The following is a 20,290-nucleotide window of genomic DNA, read 5'->3' as shown; positions in this document are numbered from 1 at the left end:
CCCGAGGGGCTCGCAGCCGCCCCGCTCGTTCACGGCCGGCCGCCCCACTCGCTCCCGCCCCACTCGTTTCAGGAGTACTCCCGTGTCGCACACCCTTCTCGTCGTCGCCCACCCCCGCACCGACTCCCTGACCGGGCAGGCCGCGGCGCGCGCCCGTCAGCAGCTGGAGGCCGCGGGGCACACCGTCGACCTCCTCGATCTGCACGCGGAGGGCTTCGACCCCCGGATGACGCAGGCCGACGAACCCGACTGGTCGGACCCCCACAAGACGTACAGCCCCGAAGTGCGGGCCCACATGCGGCGGATCGAAGCGGCCGGCACGGTCGTGGTCGTCTTCCCGCTCTGGTGGTACGCGATGCCCGCCCTCCTCAAGGGCTGGTTCGACCGCGTCTGGAACAACGGTTTCGCGTACGGGAACCCGGCCGACCGCACCCCCTTCTCCGGCAAGCGGATGCTGTGGACGGTGCTGGCGGGCGCGGGCGCCGAGGACCTCTCCAAGCCCGGCTTCGACGACGCGATCGAGCGGCTGCTGCGGGCCGGGATCTCCGAGTACACCGGGATGACGGACGTGACGCTGGAGTTCGTGTACGAGACGGTGGTGGCCGACGCGGCCGGCGCCCGGCGCGTCCTCGACGACGCCGACACCGCCCTCGCGGACTTCCTGGCCGCGCCGGGGGCACGCACTCCCTGACCCGCCGCCTGCCCGGCCCCGGGCCCCGCACGGCGGCCGCCGCCCGCACCGGACCTCCCGACTCCGCTACTCCGGGGGTGTCGGGGTGTCCGGTCCCTGGAACATCGTTTGGACGTCCATCTCCAGACGCACCGTCGGCCCGACGATGGCGATGCCGCGCGCGAGCATGTTCCGCCAGTTCAGCGTGTAGTCCTCGCGGTGCAGTTCGGCGGTGGCCCGGGCGGCGCAGCGCAGTTCCTCCCCGTACCCGCCGTTGACGGCGCCCAGGTAGGTGGTGTCCAGCGCCACCGAGCGGCTCACCCCGTGCAGGGTCAGCGCCCCCTGCACGGACCAGGCGTTGCCGCCCCGGTGGACGAAGCGGTCGCTCACGAAGTCGATGTAGGGGTAGTTCTCCACGTCCAGGAAGTCCGCCGAGCGCAGATGCGCGTCCCGCGTCTTGTTGCCGGTGGTCAGGCTGGCCGCCTCGATCCGTACCCGTACCTCCGACTCCTCCGGGTTCGCGGCCATGCGCACACCGCCCTCGAATTTCTGGAACCGGCCGTGCACATGGGCCATGCCGACGTGCTGGGCGATGAAGCGGATCGCGGTGTGCGGCGGGTCGATGGTCCACATCCCCGGTGACGGCGGCTCCAGCTGCTGCGCCACCTCCATCTCGACCCGCCCCATGCTCAGGCTCTCGCCCGGCTCGACGTGGAAGGTCCAGCTGGCCGGGCTCATCCCCTCGGCGGTCATCAGCAGCCCGTACTCACCGGCCGGCAGCGCGGCGGTGAACAGCCCGAACAGGTCCGTGGTGCCCTTGGCGACGACGCGTCCGTCGGTCTTCGCGGTGATCGTGATCTCCGCGCCGCCGAGGTTCTGCCCGACCGGATCCACCACCTGGCAGCCGACCGTCCCTGCGCCCCGCGGCACCGGCAGCACCAGACCGCCGCCACCGTCCTGTCCGGCCTTCGCCCGAGCACGCCGGAGGAGGGAGAGGACCATGGGGTTCACCTTTCGAAGCAGCCGACCGGAACGACCACCGGCCCCCGCGCCGGGCAGGGACCGGAATGATCCGTTCAGTTGTCTCACAGACCGAACGGAGATCCGAAACCGCCCTTGGGCCACAGCACGGGCTGCGCGAGGACGCGTCGCGCGGCCTCTGCCGCACGAGCGGAGGGCGTGGCGGCCTGCGTCATGCGGCCTCTCCCGCGGGAGCGGACGGCGTGGTCGCCCTGCGCAACGACAGCGCGAAAGCGCAGCTGGTGACGGTGAGGACGACGATCGGCGGAGGGGGCAGCAGGAGGACGGACACCGCCAGAACGGCCAGGGAGACCGCGAGGGCGGACCATCCGAAGGCGGTGCGGCGCTGGACGAGGGCGGGGGCGTGACGGACGGCGGCGAGAATCAGCAGGCCGCAGGTGATGCTGAAGAACGCCATGGCGATGCTCATGCCGTTGAAGACGTCGAGGGTGGTGCGTTCCAGACCCAGCAGCGCGAACGTGGACTCCCGCATGGCCGTGTCGGCTTCGCGTTGTTCCGGTGTCCGGGTGGCCGCCGCCGCGACGGCGGAGAGGGCGAGATGGCCGATGCCCAGGAAGACGAAGCCGTACGCGCCGACCGTGAAGGGCCGGACGGAGTCCGCCCGGGCGAGGGAACGGGAGGTGACCGCGGTGTTCATGACTGCTCCTTGACATCGGCAGGGACGGTGACGGAGGCGGGGGCGGCGCCGGGAGGGGGTTGCCAGCCGAGGACCGGGTCCAGGGCCCTCCACGTGACCACCCGCGGCGTGGCGCGTACGGCGAGGTTCCGGAGCGACACGGCAAGGGGGTGGGAGAGCCGGGCGAGTTCACCCATGCGTCGGGAGCGGCGGCTGATACGGGTGGTTCGCCGGAGTCTGGCGTCGGTGTAGGCGGCGAGCGCGGCCGGCACGTCGGTGTCGCGTGCGAGGAGGTGCGCCATGACGACCGCGTCCTCGATGGCCTGGCAGCCGCCCTGGCCCATGTTGGGCGTCATCGCGTGGGCGGCGTCACCGAGCAGGGCCACCCGCCCGGCGTGGAACCGGGGCAGGGGCGAGCCCAGTTCGTGGAAGACGTGGTGGAGTATGCCGACCGGGTCGGGGTTTTGCCGGTTCAGCCGGTCCAGCAGCGCGGGTATCGGATCGTGCCACGCACCGAAGCGCCGGGTCAGTTCCGCGTGGTGGTCGGCCGGCTGCGCTGCGGGGGCGGTGACGGTGGTGGCGTAGACGTAGATCCGGCCGTCGACGAGGGGAACGACGCCGAACCGCTCGCCCCGGCCCCAGGTTTCGGTCGCCTGCTGGGGAGGCAGGCCGCCGCCGGGCACCACCGCCCGCCATCCGGCCTCACCGGCGTGACACAGCCCGGGGTGCCGGGGAAAGAGGTGTCCGCGCAGGACACTGCGCATGCCGTCGGCTGCCACCACGACGTCGGCACGCAGGTCGCCCGCGGACGTACGCACGGCCACCGCGCCCCCGGCGTCGTCCGCACCGGTCACCGAGACGCCGAGGTGTACGACGCCGGGCGGCAGTGCGGCGGCGAGGGCGTCGATCAGGAAGCCGCGGTGCACGGCGCGCGCGGAGAGCCCGTAGCGGGTGGACATGCCGCCGCTGTCGGATCGGCTCAGCCACGTGCCGTCGGGTGTACGCAGCCCGACCGGACCGGGCAGGGCGTCACCCGCCCACACCTCGGGGCCCAGGCCGATCGAGTCCAGGGCGCGCAGTGCGTTGGGGGCGAGCACGATGCCGGCGCCGGCGCCCGTGAGGGCGGGAGCCCGTTCACACACGGTCACGCGCCATCCGCGCCGGCTCAGGGCCACCGCCGCGGTCAGACCCCCGATACCGCCTCCGGCCACCACGGCATGACGCACACCCATGTCGACTGCCTCCCCCACTCGTCCACCCGCTGCCTCTACAGCTGTAGAGGCGATTGCTGCGCACTCTACACCTGTAGAGTGCAGGGTGTGCCCCTCCCTGACCGACGAGACCTGATCGCCGACGCCGCCATCAGCACGGTGGCCAAAGCCGGGCTGCGCGGCTTGACCCATCGCGCGGTCGACGCCGCCGCGGGGCTGCCGGCCGGCAGCACGTCGTACTACTTCCGCACGCGCAGCGCTCTGATCAGCGCCTGCTACCTCCGCCTGGCCGAACTGTCGGTCGCCGACGTGGACCGGTGGGAAGCGGAGCACGGGCGCCCGGACCCGGACTCTGCCGCACAGGCGCTGGCCGCGCTGCTGCACCACTGGCTCACGGTGGAACGGGACCGTCAGCTCGCCCGGTTCGAACTCAGCCTGGAGGCGACTCGTCGCCCGGAGCTGCGTGCCGACCTGCAGACCGCCGGCCTGGCCGCACGGTCCAGGGCCGCCGCCGTGCTGGCGGCGCTCGGCGCTCCCGATCCGGCGTCGGCGGCGGACCTGCTCGTCGCCTGGACCGACGGCCTGCTGTACGACTGGCTCGCCGGTGCGACGGCCGCGACCCGCCCGGTGCCCGACGTGACCGAGCTGACCCCGGTCGTCCGGCGGATGCTGGCCGCCGTGCTCTCCACCTGACTGACGCCTGCTCCCCTGCGCCGCAGGGAACCTGACATACGGGCGTCGGTCTGCCGCTGCTCACGCTCACGGCGTACCTGCGCTACGTCCGCTTCCACGGCACGGAGGCGGAGCTCGTCAGCGCGGGGGCCGGCCGCGTACGGGTCCTTCGCGGCCCTCTCGGCGAGGCGGGAAGAGAAAGCGGCGCAGTCCGCACGCAGGTCGCCGCACCAAGGTGTCGCCACGCACGCTCCAGCTCCCTCGGCGCGGACTCCTGCCGGGGCGGTGCCACCACGCACCCTTCCTCGGCGGACCCGCGCCGTCACCACCGTCCCGGGCCGGCCCCGCAGGCCAACCGGACAGCGAAGACCCAGGGGCAGTTGCCCGCAAGTCACCCCATCCGGACAGTCGGTTGACCGGTATTGACGCGTCCAGGACGTGGGATTGCGACTAGCGTGCCGACCGACCAGTACAGCCAGCAGTGCCTTCGTTACGTCCGACCAAACGAAATGAGGAGCACATGAAGACCAGGATGGCCACGGCAGCCGCTCTCGGTATGGCCGCGCTCGGAATGACCCTGACCGCCCCCGCCGCGCACGCCGCCTCCCCCTCTCCCACCGGAGTCCAGGCCTGCCAGAACTGGACCGTGAGCAGTGCCCAGGGCAAGGCCTCCGGCACCCACTGCGACAACGGCGTCGTCTCCGGCTGGGTGCAGGACACCAATGCCGACGGACGCTGCCCGTACGTGAGGCTCAGCACCAGCAGCGGCGTCAAGGACAGCCCGTGGGTCGGCCCCAAGGGGGCCAAGAAAAACTTCTCCTTCTCCGGAATCTGGGGCTCCGTGACGTACACCATGCGTTACGTCAACTGCTGACCCGTCCCGCGCTGTGCGGAGCCGGGGGCTCGGACCCCACCGGCCCGAGCCCCCGTTCCACTCGCTCACCGGCCGTCGGTCCTAACTCTTGGCCCGCAGCACGAGTAAGGGCCCCCGCAATGTTCCCGAGGGCCCTCTGCTCAACGATTCCCCAGTTGAGAACGATTCTTCATCGTCCTGCCGCAGTGGGGCGGGTGGGACTCGAACCCACGGCCGACGGATTATGAGTCCGCTGCTCTAACCGGCTGAGCTACCGCCCCCACTCGGCGTGGCGCGTACACATGTACGCGCCGTCTGCCGCAGCATAGCCGGTCATACGATCTCCTGCCTCGGATGGTCGGCTACGCGTGACCATGAGGACTGCCGCGGCGCCCCGACGGTTCCCGAACGTGCGGCAGGCCACACCAACGGGACCAAGCGGAACGGGCGGGCGAACGAAAAGAGGGCCTCCGAAGAGGCCCTCTTTCCTTCCTGCTCCCCCGACTGGACTCGAACCAGTAACCCTCCGGTTAACAGCCGAATGCTCTGCCAATTGAGCTACAGGGGACCGCGCTCCCCCGACTGGACTCGAACCAGTAACCTGCCGGTTAACAGCCGGCTGCTCTGCCAATTGAGCTACAGGGGATTGCTGCGGTTGCATCGAATGCACCCCCACCCGGTCTCCCCGGGGGCGTGCGGTCGCTGCGAGACATACATTAGCGCAAGCAGGGGGGTGCTCCGCCAATCGGTAAGCCCCGGGATGATCTGCGGGCAGGCCGGGTAGGCGGACCGCACACCGACACCGTTGCAGGAGAAGGGTGGCAGCCATGCGCTACCGGCTCACGTTCGTCGCCGGACTGGCCCTCGGATACGTGCTCGGCACCCGGGCCGGGCGCGAGCGCTACGAGCAGATCAGGAAGTCCGCCCGGCGGATCTCCCAGAACCCCGCCGTGCGGAACACCGCGGAGTCCGCGGCGCAGAGCGGCCGCGAGTTCGCGGGCAAGGCACTGCACACCGTCACCGAGAAGATGGGTGACGTCGGCGACCGGGTCCCGGACTCGGTCGCCCAGCGGGTGCGCTCGCTCAGGGAGCGCACCCAGAGCGGTGAGGACGACTGGGGTACCAGCAACACCTGACCCCCTGCGTCCCCACCGGCCCGGCCGGCACCTCATGGCCGGGAGTCACGGCTGCCGCATTCCGCCCCGGCGGAGTGCGGCAGAATCGTGTCCATGGGCATAGTCGCGGGGTTGGACAGTTCCTCCGGTTTCACACACGTCGTCGTCTGCGACATGGACACGGGCGCGGTGCTGCGCGAGGGGTACGCCCCCCATCCGGTCGAGGAGAAGGCCACCGAGACCGATCCGCAGGCGTGGCTGCTCTCGCTGGGCGAGGCCGCCTCCGGCGGCGTACTGGACGACGTTCAGGCGATCGGGGTCTCCGCCCAGCAGCACGGCCTCGTCCCCCTGGACGCGGCGGGCAACCCGGTGCGCCCGGCGCTCCTGGGCAACGACAAGCGGGCGCAGGTCGCCGCCGCCGATCTGGTGGAGGCGCTCGGCGGCAAGCAGGCGTGGGCCGAGGCGGTCGGGGCGGTGCCGACGGCGCCACTGCCGCTGGCCAAGCTGGCCTGGCTGAAGCGGCACGAACCGGAGAACGCGCGGCAGATCGCCATGGTGATGCAGCCGCACGACTGGCTGGTGTGGCAGCTGCTCGGCCGCCCCGCGCACCGCACCACCGACCGGGGGGCGGCCTCGGCCACCGGGTACTGGTCCGCGGCGACCGGGGCCTACCGGCCTGACCTGGTGGAGCTGGCGCTGGGACACCGGGCGGCGCTGCCGGAGGTGCTCGGCCCCTCGGACAGCGCGGGAACGACCCCGGAGGGGCTGCTGATCTCGGCCGGTACGGGCGAGACCATGGCTGCCGCTTTCGGGCTGGGCGTCGCGGTCGGCGACGCGGTCGTCTCGCTCGGCGCCTCCGGCTCGGTGATGGCGGTGCACCACGAGGCACTGGCCGACTCCAGCGGGATGATCACCTCGTTCGCCGACGCCACCGGCATGCACCTGCCGGTGGTGCACACCTCCAATGCGGTACGGGCACTGCGGGGCACCGCCGAACTGCTGGGCGTGGAGAGCCTGGAGGAGCTGTCCGAGCTGGCCCTGAAGTCGACGCCGGGCGCCTCCGGGCTCGTCCTGCTGCCTTATCTGGAGGGTGAGCGCACTCCGTGGCTGCCGCACGCGGCGGGCACGCTGTACGGGCTGCGGCGGGAGTCGATGAAGCCGGAGCACCTGGCCAGGGCGTCCTTCGAGGGGATGCTGTGCTCACTGGCGGACGCCCTGGACGTCCTGCGGGCGCGTGGGGTGCAGGTGCGGCGGGTGTTCCTGCTGGGAGCGGCGGCCGCGCTGCCGGCCGTGCGGGCGATGGCGCCGATGCTGTTCGGCACCCAGGTCGTGGTGCCGCAGCCCGCGCAGTACGCGGCGCTGGGCGCGGCCCGGCAGGCGGCGTGGGCGCTCGGGGTGGCCCAGGGCACCCTCGCCCCGCACACCCCGCCCGCCTGGCAGGGTGCGGTGGCGCAGGTGCTGGAGCCGGGTGAGGAACTTGCGGTGGGCAAGGCGCTGCGGCAGCAGTACACGGCCGCCCGGGACCAGGTCCATCCGGAGGCCTTCGGTCCGGTTCACTAGGCCGACGGGGTCCGCGGGTCCGCCGTACGCGACCGGGCCGTACGCGGATGGCGGGGCCGGGCCGTCCGCGGTCCGGCGCACGGCGCGGTCTTGACCTGGGTTTGAGGAAATCCCCGGGGCGCGGGCGCGATGGTTGGCGGAGGATGGGGCCGTTCCCCCTCCCCGGAGGAGTCCCGGGGACCTCCGCCGCCGCCCGACGAAAGACTGCGCGTGCTTCTCAATCTCCTGCGGGCCCATCTCGGTCCGTACAAGAAACCCATGGCCCTGCTGGTGGTGCTGCAGCTGTTGCAGACCAGCGCCTCCCTCTATCTGCCCACCCTCAACGCCGACATCATCGACCACGGCGTGGTGAAGGGGGACACGGGCTACATCCTCCGGTTCGGCGCGCTGATGATCGGCGTCAGCCTCGTCCAGGTGGTCTGCAACATCGGTGCCGTCTTCTACGGGGCACGGACGGCCGCCGCCCTCGGGCGGGACATCCGTGCCGCGGTCTTCGCGCGGGTACAGAGCTTCTCCGCGCGGGAGGTGGGGCAGTTCGGGGCTCCGTCGCTGATCACCAGGACGACGAACGACGTCCAGCAGGTGCAGATGCTGGCCCTGATGAGCTTCACGCTGGTGGTGGCCGCACCCATCATGTGCGTCGGCGGCATCGTGATGGCGCTGGGGCAGGACGTGCCGCTGTCGGCGGTGCTGCTGGCGGTGGTGCCGGTGCTGGGCATCTGCGTCTCGCTGATCGTGCGGCGGATGCGCCCGCTGTTCCGGTCGATGCAGGAGCGGCTCGACCAGGTGAACCGGGTACTGCGCGAACAGATCACCGGCAACCGGGTCATCCGGGCGTTCGTCAAGGACGACTACGAGAAGGCGCGCTTCCGGCGGGCCAACGAGGACCTCACCGACGTGTCCCTGGCGACCGGCCGGCTGATGGCGCTGATGTTCCCGATCGTGATGACGGTCGTCAACATCTCCAGCGTGGCGGTGGTCTGGTTCGGCGCGCACCGGATCGACAGCGGCGGCATGCAGATCGGGGCGCTGACCGCGTTCCTGGCGTATCTGATGCAGATCGTGATGGCCGTGATGATGGCCACCTTCATGTTCATGATGGTGCCGCGTGCGGAGGTGTGCGCCGAGCGGATCGAGGAGGTCCTCGGTACGCGGTCCAGTGTGGTGCCACCCCTGGCCCCGGTCACCGAGCTGCGCCGGCACGGCCAACTGGAGCTGCGGAACGTGGAGTTCAGCTACCCGGGCGCGGAGGAGGCGGTCCTCAGGGGCATCAGCGTCGAGGCCAGGCCGGGCGAGACGACCGCGATCATCGGCTCGACGGGAAGCGGCAAGTCGACGCTGCTGGGGCTGGTGCCCCGGCTGTTCGACGCGACCGGCGGCGAGGTGCTGGTCGACGGGGTCGACGTACGCACCCTGGATCCGGCGCTGCTCGCCAGGACGGTGTCGCTCGTCCCGCAGAAGCCGTACCTCTTCTCGGGGACGGTCGCCAGCAATCTGCGGTACGGGAAGCCGGACGCGACGGACGAGGAGCTGTGGCGGGCCCTGGAGACGGCGCAGGCCAGAGAGTTCGTGGAGCGGCTCGAGGGCGGTCTTGACGCCCCCGTCTCCCAGGGCGGCACGAACGTCTCCGGCGGCCAGCGCCAGCGGCTGTCGATCGCGCGGACGCTGGTGCAGCGCCCGGAGATCTACCTCTTCGACGATTCGTTCTCCGCGCTGGACTACGCGACGGACGCGGCGCTGCGGGCGGCGCTGGGGCGGGAGACCGCCGAGGCGACGGTGCTGATCGTCGCCCAGCGGGTGTCGACGATCCGCGACGCCGACCGGATCGTGGTCCTCGACGAGGGCAGGGTCGTGGGCACCGGGCGGCACCACGAGCTGATGGACACCAATGAGACCTACCGGGAGATCGTGCTCTCCCAGCTGACGGAGGCTGAGGCCGCATGAGCGGACCCGCGGGACGCATGATGGGACCGCCGGCGGAGAAGTCCGCGCACTTCAAGGAGTCGGCGAAACGGCTGGTGGGGCAACTTGCCCCGGAGAAAGCGACGTTGTGGGTGCTGTTCGTGGCACTGGTCGGCAGCGTCGCACTGTCGGTGGTCGGCCCGAAGATCCTCGGCTCGGCGACGGACCTGCTGTTCGGCGGGATAGTCGGCCGGCAGATGACCCCGGGCACCACGAAGGAACAGGCCATCGAGGGCCTGCGGAAAGCGGGTGACGACGGTTACGCGGACATGCTCACCGGGGTCGACTTCACCCCCGGGCAGGGCATCGACTTCGGGGCGGTCGGCAGTGTCCTCATGATCGTGCTCGCGGTGTACGTCGGCGCCGGGCTGCTGATGCTCGTCTCGACGCGGCTGGTGAACCTCGCGGTCAACCGGACCGTCTACCGGATGCGCGAGGACGTCCAGGCGAAGCTGTCCCGCCTGCCCCTGTCGTACTTCGACCGGGCCAAGCGCGGCGAAGTGCTTTCGCGTACGACCAACGACATCGACAACATCGGCCAGACGATGCAGCAGACGATGGGCCAGCTCATCAACTCGGTGCTGACCGTGGTGGGCGTCCTGATCGTGATGTTCTGGATCTCTCCGCTGCTGGCGGTGGTCTCGCTGGTCACGGTGCCGCTGTCGGTGGTGGTGGCGGCGAAGGTCGGCAAGCGGTCGCAGCCGCAGTTCGTGCGGCAGTGGAAGACGACGGGCACGCTGAACGCGCACATCGAGGAGATGTACACCGGGCACTCACTGGTGAAGGTCTTCGGCCGGCAGGACGAGTCGGCGGCGGCCTTCAAGGAGCAGAACGACCAGCTCTACGAGGCCGGTTTCCGGGCGCAGTTCAACAGCGGGATCTCGCAGCCGCTGATGATGTGCGTGTCCAACCTCAGCTACGTGCTGGTGGCGGTCGTCGGCGGGCTGCGGGTCGCTTCCGGCAGCCTGTCCATCGGCGATGTGCAGGCGTTCATCCAGTACTCCCGGCAGTTCTCGATGCCGCTCACGCAGATCGCGTCGATGGCGAACCTGGTGCAGTCGGCGGTCGCTTCCGCCGAGCGGGTCTTCGAGCTGCTGGACGCGGACGAGCAGGAGCCGGACGCGGCGACGGCCGCCCTGCCGGTGACCGGTCCCGATGTGCCGCGCGGCGCGGTCGAGTTCAGGAACGTCTCCTTCCGCTACGAGGCGGACAAGCCTCTCATCGAGGACCTCTCGCTGCGGGTCTCACCCGCCCAGACGGTCGCGATCGTCGGCCCGACGGGCGCCGGCAAGACCACCCTGGTGAACCTCCTGATGCGGTTCTACGAGGTCACCGGCGGACACATCACCGTGGACGGGGCGGACATCGCCGCCATGTCGCGGGAGGAACTGCGGGCCGGGGTCGGCATGGTGCTCCAGGACACCTGGCTGTTCGGGGGGACGATCGCCGACAACATCGCGTACGGGGCGAGCGGCGAGGTGAGCCGCCAGGAGATCGAGGCCGCCGCCAGGGCCGCGCACGCGGACCGTTTCGTACGGACGCTGCCGGACGGCTACGACACGGTCATCGACGACGAGGGGGCGGGGGTCAGCGCGGGCGAGAAGCAGCTGATCACGATCGCCCGGGCGTTCCTGTCGGACCCGGTGATCCTTGTCCTCGACGAGGCCACCAGCTCCGTGGACACGCGGACGGAGGTGCTGATCCAGAAGGCGATGGCGCGGCTCGCGCACGGCCGGACGTCGTTCGTGATCGCGCACCGGCTGTCCACGATCCGGGACGCGGACGTGATCCTCGTGATGGAGGGCGGGTCGATCGTGGAACAGGGCACGCATGAGGAGCTGTTGGCGGCGGAGGGGGCTTACGCGGGGCTCTATGCGGCGCAGTTTGCGCAGGCGGTGGTGGAGGTGGAGTGAGGGTCCCGGCGGGGCGCCGGGGTGTGACGGAGCCGGGAGGCTCACCCGGGAGGGGCGGGGTGCTGGTGGGGCGGGGGTGCGTTGTCCGGCTCCGCAGGGGGCCGCCCCCTTGCCCGCCCTCCCCCAAGCTCTCGGCTTCGCTCGAGCAGGGGGGACCCCCGCGCCCCCGGGGGCGGCCCCGCCGCCCGAGGGGGCTGGGGTATGGCGTGCGGGCGGCGCCGTCGTCCGAGGGGGCTGGGGGTTAGTCGAGGTAGCCCCTTAGTTGGTCGGCGAAGGCGTGGTCGCGGAGTTTGTTGAGGGTCTTGGACTCGATCTGGCGGATGCGTTCGCGGGTGACGCCGAAGATGCGGCCGATCTCCTCCAGGGTGCGCGGGCGCCCGTCGGCGAGGCCGTAACGGAGCTGGACGACCTTGCGTTCCCGCTCGCCGAGGGTGCAGAGAACGACCTCCAGGTGCTCGCGCAGGAGCAGGAAGGCTGCCGACTCGACGGGAGAGGCGGCGTCACCGTCCTCGATCAGGTCGCCGAGCGCCACGTCGTCCTCCTCGCCCACGGGAGCGTGCAGCGAGACGGGCTCCTGGGCCAGCCGCAGGACTTCACCGACCCGTTCCGGGGTCAGGTCCAGCTGGGCGGCCACCTCCTCCGCCGTGGGCTCACTGCCGCGCTCCTGGAGCAGGCGGCGCTGGACGCGGACCACCCGGTTGATGAGTTCGACGACGTGGACCGGTACCCGTATGGTGCGGGCCTGGTCGGCCAGGGCCCGGGACATGGCCTGGCGGATCCACCAGGTGGCGTACGTCGAGAACTTGTAGCCGCGTGCGTAGTCGAACTTCTCGACGGCCCTGATGAGGCCGAGGTTGCCCTCCTGGACGAGGTCCAGCATGGTGAGCCCGCGCCCGACGTACCGTTTCGCCACGGAGACGACCAGGCGCAGGTTCGCCTCGATGAGGCGCCGCTTGGCCATCCGGCCGCGTACCACCAGCGTGTCGAGGTCCAGGGCGAGCCGGGTGTCCAGGTCGGTGGAGCGGGCGAGCTTCTCCTCGGCGAAGAGGCCGGCTTCGACGCTGCGGGCGAGTTCCACCTCCTCGGCGGCGGTCAGGAGGGGGATGCGGCCGATCTCCCGCAGGTACTGGCGGAACAGGTCGGAGGAGGGGCCGGCGGATTCGGCGGTGCGGAGGGGGGGATCGGGTAATTCGGCCCGCTCCAGCTCCTGCTCCGGCTGTTCCTGCTCCGGCTCGGGCTGCTCCGGCTCGGGCTCCGGCTGTTCCTGCTCCCGTTGCTCCTGGTGCGGGTCGTCCACCGTGTCCTCACAGGGGTCGGTGGATCCTGTGGGCCGGGGCTCGGCGACGGCTTCCGGGGGGTGCTCGGTGCGGCTCTGTGCGGGGACGGCCGCGACCGGATCGGTCAGGGTCTGGGTCTGCACGGGGGCGACCTCCAGGGTGAACGCTGCCGGGTCGGGGCCTCAGGCACCGCAACCAGTGTGGGGTGCGACACATGGTCGCCGCGAGGGGCGTGCGGTGACTTTCTGAGTCCGGTCCGTGACCGGGCGGTTACCGGGGCGACTCCTGGGTGTGCGGGGCGCGGTGCGGTGTCGGTGCGCGGTGTCGAGCGGGACCGGGATGTGCGGCTCCGCCCGGGGGCCGCCCCCTTGCCCGCCCTCCCCCAAGCTCTCGGCTTCGCTCGAGCAGGGGAGACCCCACTCGCCCCCGGGGGCGGCCCCGCCGCCCAAGGGGGCTGGGGCGAGGCGTGCGGGCGACCCCGCCGCCCAAGGGGCTAGGGGGCAAAGGGGCCGGGGAGGGGACTACGGGCTCAGAGGGCCGAGGGGCCGTGGTTGCGGAGGGACTGGGCGTACTGCTGGAGGACCCAGAGTTCGTTCTGGACGGCGGCCAGTGTGGTGGGGTCGCCGTGGCTGCCGGCCCGGGACAGGGAGCCCTGGACTTCGAGGATGCGGCGGTCGACGGCCCGCAGGCGCACCTGGACGAGCTGCATGCCGGCGTAGATCTCGTCGACCGACTTGGCGTGGATCGCCTCGACCGCGAGCTCGGTGACCATGGCCCTGATCTGGTCGTTGAGGGCCGTCTCGCGGACCCGGGCAAGGTAGTCGGCGGGCGCCCGGGCACCCAGTTCCACGCCGCCAGCCTCCTCGATGGTCTGCCGCACGGCGGCGTACGGAGGGGCGGTGAACTCGTCGGCCCCGTACGCGTCGAAGGCGGGAGAGACCAGGTCGGGCCGCTGGAGGGCGAGCTTCAGCAGCTCGCGCTCGGTGCGGTGGACGGGGCTGCGGAGGTTGAGGGCCGGGCCCGTCACGACGGGTGCGGCGGGCGCCGCGTCGTACTGCCGGCCGCCGCGTCCGCCCTGCTGGGGTCCGCCGCGTCCGCCCTTGTCCTTCGCCCAGCGGGCGAGCTGCGCGATGCGCTTCACCACGAACTGGGTGTCCAGGATGCCGAGCATGCCCGCCAGCTGGACTGCGACCTCGTGCTGCGAGGCGCTGTTCTTGATGCGGGCGACAACCGGGCCCGCCTCGTCGAGCGCGGCCGCCCGGCCGCCAGGGGTCTCCAGGTCGTACCGGGCGATGATCTGGCGCAGCGCGAACTCGAAGAGCGGGGTGCGCGGCTGGGTGAGGTCGGCGACCGCCTCGTCACCCTTGGCCAGGCGCAGGTCGCAGGGGTCCATGCCGTCCGGGGCGATCGCGATGTACGTCTCGGCGGCGAACTTCTGGTCGTCCTCGAAGGCCCGCAACGCGGCCTTCTGGCCGGCCGAGTCACCGTCGAAGGTGAAGATCACGCGGGCCGAGCCGTTGTCCATCAGGAGCCGGCGGAGGATCTTGATGTGGTCGTTGCCGAAGGCGGTGCCGCAGGTCGCGATGGCCGTCGTCACTCCGGCGAGGTGGCAGGCCATGACGTCGGTGTAACCCTCGACGACGACCGCCCTGCTGGTCTTCGCGATCTCCTTCTTCGCCAGGTCGATTCCGTACAGGACCTGGGACTTCTTGTAGATCGGCGTGTCGGGGGTGTTGAGGTACTTGGGCCCGTTGTCGGTGCCGTCCTCGCGGAGCTTGCGGGCGCCGAAGCCGACGACCTCGCCGCCGATGTCGCGGATCGGCCACATCAGTCTGCCGCGGAAGCGGTCGATGGGGCCGCGGCGGCCGTCCTGGGAGAGGCCGGAGGTGATGAGTTCCTTGTCGGTGAAGCCCTTGCCGCGCAGGAAGCGGGTGAGGTGGTCCCAGCCGGCCGGGCTGTAGCCGATGCCGAAGTGGGCGGCTGCGGCCTGGTCGAAGCCGCGCTCGGCGAGGAACTTGCGGCCGATCTCCGCCTCGGGGCTCTCCAGCTGCTGGATGTAGAAGTCCGTGGCCGCCTTGTGCGCCTCGACCAGGCGGGTGCGCTCGCCGCGCTGGTTGGACGGGTTGTAGCCGCCCTCCTCGTACCGCAGGGTGATGCCCGCCTGCGCGGCGAGCCGCTCGACCGTCTCGGAGAAGGTGAGGTGGTCGATCTTCATCACGAAGGCGATCGTGTCGCCGCCCTCCTGGCAGCCGAAGCAGTGGAAGAGACCCTTGCTCGGACTGACCTGGAAGGACGGCGACTTCTCGTCGTGGAAGGGGCACAGGCCCTTGAGGTTGCCGCCGCCCGCACCGCGGAGCTGAAGGTATTCGGACACGACGGCGTCGATCGGGAGCGCCTCCCGGACCGCCTTCACGTCGTCGTCGTTGATCCTGCCTGCCACGCGTGAAGTGTACGGGGAGGCTCGGACACTCCGGCCTCCCCGGTGGGCCGCTCACCCCGGGACACGGCCGGTGATCATGGGGTGACCAGCGACTCCAGCGGTACGGAGGGGTCGGAGAGGGCGTGCTGGTCGACCCTCTCGCCACTGCGGACGAGGTGCTTCACCTGGTCGGTGACGTCCCACACATTGACGTTCATCCCGGCCAGGACCCGCCCGTCCTTCAGCCAGAAGGCCAGGAACCGCCGCTTGCCCGTGTCGCCCCGCACCACCACCTGGTCGTAGGTGCCCGGCGGTGCCCAGCCGACGTACTCCAGGCCCAGGTCGTACTGGTCGGAGAAGAAGTACGGGATGCGGTCGTACGGGGCCCCGCGTCCGAGCATCGACTTCGCGGCGGCCGCTCCTGCGTTGAGCGCGTTCGCCCAGTGCTCGACGCGCAGCCGCTGTCCGTCCAGGGGGGACCCTGGCAGATGCAGGGGTGCGGCGGCGACGTCGCCGGCCGCGTGGATGTGCGGATCGCTGGTGCGCAGGTGGGCGTCGACCACGATGCCGCCGCCGTGCTCCCGCGCGGCGAGCTCCAGGCCCGCGGCTTCGGCGAGGGCAGAGCGGGGGGCGGCGCCGATGGCGGCCAGTACGTCGTGGGCGGGGTGCTCCTCGCCGTCGTCGGTGCGGACGGCCAGCACCATGCCGTCCTGGCCGACGATCTCGGTGAGCCGGGCCCCGAAGTGGAAGCGGACACCGTGCTCGGCGTGCAGGTCGGTGAAGAGCTGGCCGAGCTCGGGTCCCAGCACGCCGTGCAGGGGGGTGGGCTCGGCCTCGACGACGGTGACCTCCGCCCCGTACCCGCGGGCGGCGGCGGCGATCTCCAGACCGATCCAGCCCGCTCCGGCGATCACCAGGTGGCCGTTGTCACGGCCGAGGGTGGCGAGCACCCCGCGCAGCCGCTCCGCGTGGGCGAGCCGGCGCAGGTGGTGGACGCCGGCGAGACCGGTGCCGGGGACGTCCAGGCGTCGGGGCTCGGAGCCGGTGGCCAGCAGGAGCTTGTCGTAGCCGATGAGGGTGCCGTCGCCGAGCCGGACGGTCTTCGCCGTGCGGTCGAGCCTCTCGACGCTCTGGCCGAGGTGCAGCTCGACGTCGTTGGCCGCGTACCAGCCGCTGTCGTGGACGAAGACGCTGTCGCGGCCGTCCTTGCCCGCGAGGAACCCCTTGGACAGGGGTGGCCGTTCGTAGGGGTGGTCGCGTTCGTCCCCGATCAGGATGACCCGGCCGGTGAATCCCTCCGAGCGGAGGGATTCGGCCGCTTTCGCGCCGGCCAGTCCCCCGCCGACGATCACGAACGTCTGATCTGCGTCGACCACTTGATGCCTCCACCACTGTGCCCTGTGCTGCCGCCGCGCTGTTCCGGCGCGCTGTCACCGGACGAAGTACACACGACCTCGCGTGCGTACGCCGCCCCAGCGAGCGTCCCGCACCCGGTGGGCGGGCGGAAGAGGGGGGTGGAGTCCGGGTGGCCGCGACGGTCTGTGCGCGGCCTGCCGTGCGGGCGCGGACCGGGGTCACGGGGCGGAGGCGGGGTCGGGAGGCGGAGGCGGAGTCAGGGCGCGGACCGGGGTCAGGGCGCGGAGGCGGGGTCGCCGTTGAGGAGGGCGTCGCCCAGGTCGGTGCGCCGGTGGACCACCGAAGGCCCGCGGCGGTGCGAGGCCACCAGGCCCGCCTCGCGCAGCACGGTGGCGTGCCTGCTGGCGGTGGACAGGGCCAGGCGCAGGACCGAGCCGAGCTGGGTGGTGGTCATCGGCCGGTCCAGTGCGTCGAGGACGGCGGCCCTGGTGTGCCCGATCAGCTGGGCCACCGGCAGCCCGGCCGCCGTGACCCCGCCCCCGGCCGCCCGGGAGCGCAGCAGCCAGCCGGGCTCCGGCGTGAGCGGATGGACCAGTACCGGGGGCAGCTCGGGGTCGGCCAGCGCCACCGGGCGGCGTACACAGAAGAAGGAGGGGATCAGCGTCAGCGACTGCCCCTGGAGGGTGAGGACGCGGTCCACCGGGTACTCCGCCTCCAGCAGCCTGCCGCCCTCCCGCCAGGTCAGTTCGGGCTGGTAGCTGGCGAGCAGGCCGTCCGCGCCGCCTTCCAGGGCCGCTTCCGCCCTGGCGGGCCGGTCGGCGGCCACGGCCGCACGGATCTCGCCCAGGTAGGGGGCCACCGCGACGGCGTAGAAGCGGCGCATCCCTTCGCCGAGCCGCTCCAGCGTCCGGGCGTCCCCCTCCGCGAGCCGCCGCGCCATCGCCGGAACCGGGCCGCCGTGCGCGAACAGCAGGCCCAGTTCCGCCGCCAGCCGCTGCTTCGGGGTGGAGAGCACCTCGTCGAGGCCGGTCTCCAGGTCGGCGATGCCCTGGCCGGGGGTGAGGAAGTCGGGGAAGTAGGCGGCGCACGGGCACACCAGGCTCAGCGCGGCCACCGTGTCGGTCAGCCGCTCGCGCACGAGGGCGTCGCGCACCTCGCGGCGCCAGGGGTCGAAGACGAGCGAGGCCTGGCGGTTCTGCAGGAGGTGCAGGGCGTGGACGAGTTCCCAGAGCGGGTCGGGGCGGGCGGCGATCCGCAGCCGGTTCAGGTCCTCGGTACCGAAGTGGATTCGCAGCACGTCTGCCGGCCCCCCTTGCTCCCCCGCGGTCGCGCCGTTCACGCCTCGCCGGCGCTGTGCCGAGCCTAATGACCGTTCACCGGAAGGGGACGGTCCCTTTGCGTTGTGCACGAAAGCCCCGCGACTCGCACACATCGGCACGACGCTGGAGGGGCGCGGCCGCGGAGGGTCCGCGGGGGAGTCGTCCGCGGCCGCCTCCCCCGGGCGCGGGGCGTGCCGTGCCCAGGGCCCGGGATCGCTTTCGGGGCGTGCGGCGGGCGGTGGCCGGAGCTTCGGGGTCACCGGCCCCCGGGGCGGACCGTCAGCCGTGCGTGCAGGGAGCGGGCGGAGGCGTCCGTGAGGGCCGCGATCTGGTCGACCAGGACGCGCTTGCGGGTCCTGTCGTCCCCGGCGGCGTCGAACAGGGCCCGGAACTGCGGGTCCAGCCCCTCCCCCGGTGCGCGCAGCGTCAGAGCCTGGGCCAGTTCGGCGATCACGACGCGCTGGTCGGCCCGCAGCCGCTCCTGCTCGTCGCGCTGCATCACATAGCGGTCGGCGACCGCCTTGAGGACCGCGCACTCGTTGCGGGTCTCGCGCGGAACGACCAGTTCGGCCGCGTACCGGGTGAGCCGTCCGCCGCCGTACGCGGCCCTGGTCGCGCTCTCGGCGGCGAGGCAGAACCGGCCGATGAGCTGGCTGGTGGCGTCCTTGAGCCGGGCCTGGGCGAGGGCGGAGCCGTCGTACCCGTGCGGCCACCACTCCTGGTCCGTCAGCCGGTCGAGCGCCGCGGCCAGTTCGGCGGGGTCGGTGTCCTCGGGGACGTAACGGCCGCGCGCCACCCGGAAGATCTCCTGCCGTTCGGGTTCGGCGAGCAGCAGGCCGGGGTCGAGGTGGCCGGCGTGCAGGCCGTCCTCGAAGTCGTGCACGGAGTAGGCGACGTCGTCGGACCAGTCCATGACCTGGGCCTCGAAGCACGTGCGCAGGCCGGGAGCACCCTCGCGCGCCCACCGGAACACCGGCAGGTCGTCCTCGTACACCCCGAACTTCACCGAGCCGGGTTCGGTGGGGTGGCCGCCGCGCGCCCAGGGGTACTTGGTGGCGGCGTCCAGGGCGGCGCGGGTGAGGTTGAGTCCGACACTGACGAGGCCGCCGCTCTCCTCGTCGGGTACGAAACGCTTGGGTTCGAGCCGGGTGAGCAGGCGCAGCGACTGGGCGTTGCCCTCGAAGCCGCCGCAGTCCTCGGCGAAGTCGTTGAGCGCCTGTTCGCCGTTGTGGCCGAAGGGCGGGTGGCCCATGTCGTGCGCGAGGCAGGCCGCTTCGACCAGGTCGGGGTCGCAGCCCAGCGCCGCGCCCAGCTCCCGGCCCACCTGCGCGCACTCCAGGGAGTGGGTGAGCCGGGTGCGGGGGCTGGAGTCCCAGACCTGACTGCGCGAACCGGGTGTGACGACCTGTGTCTTGCCCGCCAGCCTGCGCAGCGCGGCGGAGTGCAGCACCCGGGCGCGGTCGCGCTGGAACGCGGTCCTGCCGGGCCGTTTGTCGGGCTCGGCGTCCCAGCGCTGGGTGGCGGCCAAGTCGTATGCACTGCTTTCCATGGCACCGACCGTAACCGCACGCACCGACAGCCGCCCCACCCGCCGCGTGCGGGCCGGGCGGGCGGGGACGGCAGGACGGAGTGCTACGGGCGGTGCCCTGCGGCCTTGTCCAGCTTCCGGAAGAAGTGCACGTCCTCGTGCCCGCCGGGGATTCCGGGCTGCCGGCCGACCTCCTCGTACCCCAGTCCGCGGTAGAAGTCCGGTGCCTGGAAGGTGAAGGAGGAGACCATCATGCGGTCGCAGCCGCGCCGCACCGCCTCCGCCTCGGCCGCCCGCATCAGCCGGGAGCCCCAGCCCGCGTGCCGGGCGTCCTCCCGTACCCACAGCATGGCCACCCCGCACAGGCCGCCCCAGGTCCACCCGGTGAGGCCGCCGACGAGCTCCCCCGCGCTGTCGGTGACGCGTACCGAGAGCTCCTTCTCGTCATGGGCCCCGGTGGCCGCCCTGTTGAAGGCGGTGAGCTCCTTGTCCAGGCGGTCGTCGAGTTCCTTGTCGTCCTCGCCCACGCGGAGGGTGGCGCTCTGATCGGTCGTCATGCGGGGAGTATGCCGGGGCCACGGGGGCACCCTCCAGCGAATTTGCGGGTACGACGGCGGGGCCGGCCCGGGGAGGTACCCGGCCGCCCCCCCGGGGGGGGCGCGGGGGTGGCCCCGCCCCGGGGGGGGGAGGGGGACAGGGGGGCCCGGGGGGCGGCGGTTGCGGGCGGCCCGGGGCCGGGGGGGCCCCGGGCGCCGGGGGGGGGGGGGGGGGGGTGCAC

16 protein-coding genes and 3 tRNA genes are annotated in these 20,290 nt (G+C 72.1%); 7 read left to right on the top strand and 12 right to left on the bottom strand.

Translation table 11 applies throughout. From position 1 onward, the window contains the following. Nucleotides 1-82: 82 nt before the first annotated feature. Nucleotides 83-691, top strand: a complete 609-nt coding sequence (locus ACFWVV_RS12690) for an NAD(P)H oxidoreductase (protein ID WP_384341636.1) — start codon at nucleotides 83-85, stop codon at nucleotides 689-691. 66 nt (nucleotides 692-757) lie between these two features. Here ACFWVV_RS12690 and ACFWVV_RS12685 read toward each other — a convergent pair whose 3' ends face one another. The 3 genes from ACFWVV_RS12685 to ACFWVV_RS12675 all read right to left on the bottom strand — a co-directional run bounded on the left by ACFWVV_RS12685 (nucleotide 758) and on the right by ACFWVV_RS12675 (nucleotide 3,559). After that, complete coding sequence (locus ACFWVV_RS12685; protein WP_384341638.1) at nucleotides 758-1,672, bottom strand: YceI family protein; 915 nt, start codon at nucleotides 1,670-1,672, stop codon at nucleotides 758-760. Nucleotides 1,673-1,862: 190 nt separating this feature from the next. Beyond that, on the bottom strand, nucleotides 1,863-2,348 hold the full coding sequence (locus ACFWVV_RS12680; RefSeq protein ID WP_384341640.1) for a hypothetical protein: 486 nt from the start codon (nucleotides 2,346-2,348) through the stop codon (nucleotides 1,863-1,865). Next, nucleotides 2,345-3,559 carry an FAD-dependent monooxygenase gene (locus ACFWVV_RS12675; protein ID WP_384341642.1) on the bottom strand — a complete coding sequence of 405 codons (1,215 nt, stop codon included), beginning with the start codon at nucleotides 3,557-3,559 and terminating at the stop codon, nucleotides 2,345-2,347. The genes ACFWVV_RS12680 and ACFWVV_RS12675 overlap by 4 nt, the downstream gene beginning before the upstream one ends. A gap of 87 nt (nucleotides 3,560-3,646) precedes the next feature. Here ACFWVV_RS12675 and ACFWVV_RS12670 point away from each other — a divergent pair, with 87 nt between their 5' ends. Both ACFWVV_RS12670 and ACFWVV_RS12665 read left to right on the top strand, forming a co-directional pair. Further along, the gene (locus tag ACFWVV_RS12670; RefSeq protein ID WP_384341644.1) at nucleotides 3,647-4,231 is read left to right on the top strand and encodes a TetR/AcrR family transcriptional regulator; all 585 of its coding nucleotides are present in this window, start codon (nucleotides 3,647-3,649) and stop codon (nucleotides 4,229-4,231) included. Between the two features lie 499 nt (nucleotides 4,232-4,730). Then, nucleotides 4,731-5,084: a hypothetical protein gene (locus ACFWVV_RS12665; RefSeq protein WP_384341646.1), complete on the top strand. Its 354-nt coding sequence runs from the start codon at nucleotides 4,731-4,733 to the stop codon at nucleotides 5,082-5,084. 186 nt (nucleotides 5,085-5,270) lie between these two features. Here the strand turns inward: ACFWVV_RS12665 and ACFWVV_RS12660 are convergent. From ACFWVV_RS12660 to ACFWVV_RS12650, 3 genes are all read right to left on the bottom strand, one after another. Then, nucleotides 5,271-5,344 (bottom strand) — tRNA-Ile (locus tag ACFWVV_RS12660). 214 nt (nucleotides 5,345-5,558) lie between these two features. Next, nucleotides 5,559-5,631, bottom strand: a tRNA-Asn gene (locus ACFWVV_RS12655). Between the two features lie 5 nt (nucleotides 5,632-5,636). Beyond that, nucleotides 5,637-5,709, bottom strand: a tRNA-Asn gene (locus ACFWVV_RS12650). Between the two features lie 181 nt (nucleotides 5,710-5,890). Between ACFWVV_RS12650 and ACFWVV_RS12645 the strand changes: the two genes are divergently transcribed. The 4 genes from ACFWVV_RS12645 to ACFWVV_RS12630 all read left to right on the top strand — a co-directional run bounded on the left by ACFWVV_RS12645 (nucleotide 5,891) and on the right by ACFWVV_RS12630 (nucleotide 11,613). Further along, the gene (locus ACFWVV_RS12645; RefSeq protein WP_384342160.1) at nucleotides 5,891-6,199 is read left to right on the top strand and encodes a YtxH domain-containing protein; all 309 of its coding nucleotides are present in this window, start codon (nucleotides 5,891-5,893) and stop codon (nucleotides 6,197-6,199) included. Between the two features lie 93 nt (nucleotides 6,200-6,292). Continuing rightward, nucleotides 6,293-7,738, top strand: a complete 1,446-nt coding sequence (locus tag ACFWVV_RS12640; RefSeq protein ID WP_384341648.1) for an FGGY family carbohydrate kinase — start codon at nucleotides 6,293-6,295, stop codon at nucleotides 7,736-7,738. A 210-nt stretch (nucleotides 7,739-7,948) separates the two neighbouring features. Then, on the top strand, nucleotides 7,949-9,682 hold the full coding sequence (locus ACFWVV_RS12635) for an ABC transporter ATP-binding protein (protein WP_384341650.1): 1,734 nt from the start codon (nucleotides 7,949-7,951) through the stop codon (nucleotides 9,680-9,682). Then, nucleotides 9,679-11,613 carry an ABC transporter ATP-binding protein gene (locus tag ACFWVV_RS12630; RefSeq protein ID WP_384341652.1) on the top strand — a complete coding sequence of 645 codons (1,935 nt, stop codon included), beginning with the start codon at nucleotides 9,679-9,681 and terminating at the stop codon, nucleotides 11,611-11,613. Before ACFWVV_RS12635 ends, ACFWVV_RS12630 begins: the two co-directional genes overlap by 4 nt. A gap of 241 nt (nucleotides 11,614-11,854) precedes the next feature. On the opposite strand, the gene ACFWVV_RS12625 is transcribed toward ACFWVV_RS12630, so the two are convergent. From ACFWVV_RS12625 to ACFWVV_RS12600, 6 genes are all read right to left on the bottom strand, one after another. Continuing rightward, complete coding sequence (locus ACFWVV_RS12625) at nucleotides 11,855-13,048, bottom strand: RNA polymerase sigma factor (protein ID WP_384342161.1); 1,194 nt, start codon at nucleotides 13,046-13,048, stop codon at nucleotides 11,855-11,857. 371 nt (nucleotides 13,049-13,419) lie between these two features. Further along, nucleotides 13,420-15,330, bottom strand: a complete 1,911-nt coding sequence (gene dnaG, locus ACFWVV_RS12620) for a DNA primase (protein WP_384341654.1) — start codon at nucleotides 15,328-15,330, stop codon at nucleotides 13,420-13,422. A gap of 74 nt (nucleotides 15,331-15,404) precedes the next feature. Continuing rightward, the gene (locus ACFWVV_RS12615; RefSeq protein WP_384341657.1) at nucleotides 15,405-16,685 is read right to left on the bottom strand and encodes an NAD(P)/FAD-dependent oxidoreductase; all 1,281 of its coding nucleotides are present in this window, start codon (nucleotides 16,683-16,685) and stop codon (nucleotides 15,405-15,407) included. A 254-nt stretch (nucleotides 16,686-16,939) separates the two neighbouring features. Then, on the bottom strand, nucleotides 16,940-17,962 hold the full coding sequence (locus ACFWVV_RS12610; protein ID WP_384341659.1) for an ArsR/SmtB family transcription factor: 1,023 nt from the start codon (nucleotides 17,960-17,962) through the stop codon (nucleotides 16,940-16,942). Nucleotides 17,963-18,240: 278 nt separating this feature from the next. Next, nucleotides 18,241-19,533, bottom strand: coding sequence for a deoxyguanosinetriphosphate triphosphohydrolase (locus tag ACFWVV_RS12605; protein WP_384341661.1), 1,293 nt, complete (start codon nucleotides 19,531-19,533; stop codon nucleotides 18,241-18,243). Between the two features lie 83 nt (nucleotides 19,534-19,616). After that, nucleotides 19,617-20,069 carry a GNAT family N-acetyltransferase gene (locus ACFWVV_RS12600; protein WP_384341663.1) on the bottom strand — a complete coding sequence of 151 codons (453 nt, stop codon included), beginning with the start codon at nucleotides 20,067-20,069 and terminating at the stop codon, nucleotides 19,617-19,619. Nucleotides 20,070-20,290 lie beyond the last annotated feature (221 nt).

The organism is Streptomyces sp. NPDC058663, from assembly GCF_042716745.1.
Taxonomy (GTDB): Bacteria; Actinomycetota; Actinomycetes; order Streptomycetales; family Streptomycetaceae; genus Streptomyces.
Note: the sequence above shows the minus strand (reverse complement) of the source record. Positions and strands in the feature narration are given on the sequence as shown.

What these genes read in the sequence shown, in the direction of transcription:
- ACFWVV_RS12685 (WP_384341638.1), bottom strand. Translation starts at nt 1,672, where the DNA reads ATGGTCCTCTCCCTCCTCCGGCGTGCTCGGGCGAAGGCCGGACAGGAC.
- ACFWVV_RS12680 (WP_384341640.1), bottom strand. Translation starts at nt 2,348, where the DNA reads ATGAACACCGCGGTCACCTCCCGTTCCCTCGCCCGGGCGGACTCCGTC.
- ACFWVV_RS12675 (WP_384341642.1), bottom strand. Translation starts at nt 3,559, where the DNA reads ATGGGTGTGCGTCATGCCGTGGTGGCCGGAGGCGGTATCGGGGGTCTG.
- ACFWVV_RS12665 (WP_384341646.1), top strand. Translation starts at nt 4,731, where the DNA reads ATGAAGACCAGGATGGCCACGGCAGCCGCTCTCGGTATGGCCGCGCTC.
- ACFWVV_RS12645 (WP_384342160.1), top strand. Translation starts at nt 5,891, where the DNA reads ATGCGCTACCGGCTCACGTTCGTCGCCGGACTGGCCCTCGGATACGTG.
- ACFWVV_RS12640 (WP_384341648.1), top strand. Translation starts at nt 6,293, where the DNA reads ATGGGCATAGTCGCGGGGTTGGACAGTTCCTCCGGTTTCACACACGTC.
- ACFWVV_RS12630 (WP_384341652.1), top strand. Translation starts at nt 9,679, where the DNA reads ATGAGCGGACCCGCGGGACGCATGATGGGACCGCCGGCGGAGAAGTCC.
- ACFWVV_RS12605 (WP_384341661.1), bottom strand. Translation starts at nt 19,533, where the DNA reads ATGGAAAGCAGTGCATACGACTTGGCCGCCACCCAGCGCTGGGACGCC.
- ACFWVV_RS12600 (WP_384341663.1), bottom strand. Translation starts at nt 20,069, where the DNA reads ATGACGACCGATCAGAGCGCCACCCTCCGCGTGGGCGAGGACGACAAG.